The sequence below is a fragment of the Actinomycetota bacterium genome (assembly GCA_030776725.1).
Classification (GTDB): domain Bacteria; phylum Actinomycetota; class Nitriliruptoria; order Nitriliruptorales; family JAHWKO01; genus JAHWKW01.
The window spans coordinates 1-3,171 of sequence record JALYHG010000110.1; the positions used below are offsets into that span (position 1 = coordinate 1).

Annotated in this window: 4 protein-coding genes and 1 tRNA gene; 2 read left to right on the plus strand and 3 right to left on the minus strand. The window is 69.8% G+C overall.

Features of this window, described 5'->3' with window-relative positions; all coding sequences use genetic code 11:
• Positions 1-205 precede the first annotated feature (205 nt).
• Entirely contained in the window at positions 206-1,720 is a 1,515-nt protein-coding gene (locus M3N57_05145; protein ID MDP9022082.1) for an FGGY family carbohydrate kinase, read from the plus strand.
• A gap of 225 nt (positions 1,721-1,945) precedes the next feature.
• Positions 1,946-2,332 (plus strand): ChaB family protein, encoded by a 387-nt coding sequence (locus M3N57_05150; GenBank protein MDP9022083.1) that lies wholly within the window; start codon positions 1,946-1,948, stop codon positions 2,330-2,332.
• Here M3N57_05150 and M3N57_05155 read toward each other — a convergent pair.
• The 3 genes from M3N57_05155 to M3N57_05165 form a co-directional block, all read right to left on the minus strand.
• Complete coding sequence (locus M3N57_05155) at positions 2,217-2,690, minus strand: type II toxin-antitoxin system PemK/MazF family toxin (GenBank protein MDP9022084.1); 474 nt, start codon at positions 2,688-2,690, stop codon at positions 2,217-2,219. The two genes, M3N57_05150 and M3N57_05155, sit on opposite strands and share 116 nt — an antisense overlap.
• 16 nt (positions 2,691-2,706) lie before the next feature.
• Positions 2,707-2,904 carry a hypothetical protein gene (locus M3N57_05160; protein ID MDP9022085.1) on the minus strand — a complete coding sequence of 66 codons (198 nt, stop codon included), beginning with the start codon at positions 2,902-2,904 and terminating at the stop codon, positions 2,707-2,709.
• 145 nt (positions 2,905-3,049) lie between these two features.
• Positions 3,050-3,126 (minus strand) — tRNA-Ala (locus M3N57_05165).
• Positions 3,127-3,171 lie beyond the last annotated feature (45 nt).

The window sequence follows — 3,171 nt, forward strand, 5'->3', positions numbered from 1 at the left end:
TCAACGCTCGAGACACCAGCGAGCTGATCCTGGTCGACGTGCCGTTGGACTACGAACCCGTCGGTGTCTGGGCGCGATGAGTCGGTTGCCATCCGTGCGCAGCTGATCGCGCGCCTACGAGCGGGACGTCACCCGGTGACAGGTGATCCGGGTCGCAGCTGACACGGGATCTCGGTCGCAGCCGACGCGACGACGAGGCGAGGTCATGGGCGACGAGTTGTTCGCCGGCGTCGACGTCGGCACGACCAACACCAAGGCGATCATCTTCGACCTGAGCGGTCGCCCGGTGGCGCACGCGGCGGTCCCAACGCCGACCGACCGTCCCCGGTCAGGGTGGGCGCAACACGACCCAGAGCAGCTCTGGGAGGCTGCTGTCTCCGCCCTGCGCGCGGCGCTGGCAGAGGTGGAGGACCCCGCCGCCGTCCGCGGTGTGGCGGTTGCCAGCATGGCGGAGGCTGGCGTGCCGCTGGACGAGCGCGGACGACCGACGTACGACGTGATCGCCTGGTTCGATCCGCGCACCGCTGAGCAGGGACGCCGCTTCGTGGAGGCGGTCGGTGCCGAGCGGCTGGCTGCCCTCACCGGTCTGCGGCCCCAGCCGATCTACAGCGTGTGCAAGCTGCGCTGGCTCGCCGAGCACGAAGCTGACGCCTTCGCCCGGACCCGCAGCTGGCTGCACGTGGCCGACTTCATCGCCTACCGCCTGTCGGGCGAGCAGGCCACCGACCACTCGTTGGCGTCGCGGACTGCTGCCCTGGACCTGAACCACCTGACCTGGTCGGAGGAGCTGTTGGCGGCCGCAGAGCTACCGGCCTCTGTCCTGGCGCCGCTGGTGTGGGCTGGCACTCGTCTGGGGTCGGTGACCGACGACGCCGCAACCGCGACCGGCCTCCCCGCCGACGCGGCGGTCGCAGCAGGTGGTCACGACCACGTCTGCGGGGCGCTCGGTGCGGCGGTGATCGACGCGGGGCGGGCGCTGGATTCCATGGGGACCGCCGAATCCATCCTCGTCCCGACCCGGCGTGCCCCCACCGGTGGCCACCCGCTCCGCCAGCGCTACAGCTGCGGGGCGCACGTCGTGGCCGACCGCTGGTACCTATCCGGTGGAGTGCACGCCGCCGGAGCCAGCGTGGACTGGATCCTCGATCTGCTCGCCGGCGGTGAGGAACGCGACCGGCTGCTCGCGGACGCCGCCGACGTGCCGCCAGGGGCGCTCGGGGTGGGCTTCCTACCCGACCTTCGCGGCGGGGACGGCACCGGTGTCGCGCGGAGCGCGTTGATGGGGCTCCGACCGGACGTCGGCGCTCCGGCGCTGGTTCGCGGCGTCCTGGAAGGTCTGGCGTTCGCGTTCCGCAACGCACTCGAGACGGTCGTGGAGCACGCCACTCACGACGGCGGCGCGGAGGTCAGGGCCATCGGCGGTGGCGCCCGCAACGACCTGCTTCTTCGGATCAAGGCCACCGTCCTCGGGCGCCCGGTGTGGCGCGTCAGGACCGAGGAGGCGACGGGGCGGGGCGCCGCTCTACTGGGTGCAGTCGGCGCCGGCCTGTTCCCCGACGCTGTGACCGCAGCCGACAGCCTCGAACTGCAGCTCGATGAGGTCGCCCCCGACCACGACCGGGTCGACGACTACCAGGCCCGGTACGAGGCGGTGACGGCAGCTGACTACCAGGCTCTGCGGTCGGTCAGCCAACGGTTGGCGGAACTCGCCGATCGGTGAAGTCTGTACAGCGTCGACCGGCCGACCCGGGCCCCCGGTTAGGGCTGCCTCGACCCTGGCCGACCCCGGGTCGCGTCGCGCTGCGCTGCATCCGCTCGGATGCCCCCTCCGGCCGTTCAGTCACGCCACGCGAGGCGCGGCGGATCCTCGTCGGTGGTCATGCCTGGCGCCATCCACGCCACGTGTCCATCCTGGAGTAAGAGACCGAGACGACGAGGGGTAACCATGCCGATCGACGACAAGAGCGATCTGCCTGACACGATCGAACGCTCGCCGGACAAGGCTCAGCGCACGTTCATGAAGACCTACAACAGCGCTCTGGACACCTACGATGGCGACGAGGAACGGGCGCGACGCACGGCCTACTCGTCGCTGAAGCATGAGTTCGAGAAGGTCGGTGACCACTGGGAGCCCAAGGACGGCAAGGGTCCGTCCGACGAGCGGGCCGCGCGGGGCGCCGACGAGCCGGGTGGCGAAACCGCCGGCGGCGTCGACGTCAAGGGCCACAGCAAGGAAGAGCTGTACGAGCGAGCGCAGGAGCTCGACATCCACGGTCGCTCGAAGATGAACAAGCAGGAGCTCGCCCAGCGGATCGCGCAGAAGCAGGACTGACGCGAGAGTAGATCGTCGCTGTTCGGATCGGTGCGTCCGGCCGACTCAGAGCGTCACAGTCGAGCAGAACGGCGAGGGTGACGCGCACCTGCGCGAGAACGACCGAACCGACGTTACCGAGCGTGGCTCCGAGCCGGGACGTTGCGACCGCTCGGATGTGCTGGCACTGTGCGGCTGACGTGTCGTCGAGCCCGTTGACGTCGTCGGGCTCCACGGTGACCTCAGACTCGTAGCCCCGCAACGTCCTGGTGAGTGGAACGACCTGGATCACGCTCGGGCGCGCGCGCAGGATGCGGTCCGCCGTCACGACGATCGCAGGCCGTTCGAGTCCCGCCTCGGAGCCGCGCGGGACCCCCAGGTCCAGCTCAACGACGTCACCCGAGGTCAGCGTCGAGCCATCCGATCTCAGCGTCCTGCAACGGCTCGGCCAACCGGCGGCCGATCTCGTCCTGCCGTAGAAGACGCACCGCTTCCGAGACGGTTTCGGTGACGGTGCTGTCCCGCCGCTGCGCGAGGCGCTTGAGTTCCTCGTGGGTCGCTCGGTCGACGCGGATGGTGGTCGTACCTCTCATGCCACGAGTCTACATCGATGTAGACGAAGGAGTCTACACCTGTGCCCTGGCCGCGCCGGAACGGATCGGTCGCGCGGTGAGCGATCCCGCACGCCTCGGAACCCATCTCACGACATGCGGCACGCGCAGGGACCGGGGAGAACGCTGGTGGACCCGATCGGATTCGAACCGACGACTTCCTGCTTGCAAAGCAGGCGCTCTGCCAAGCTGAGCTACGGGCCCGCGACGGTCTGGTGACCGAGATCACCGCCGTCACGGATGGTATCG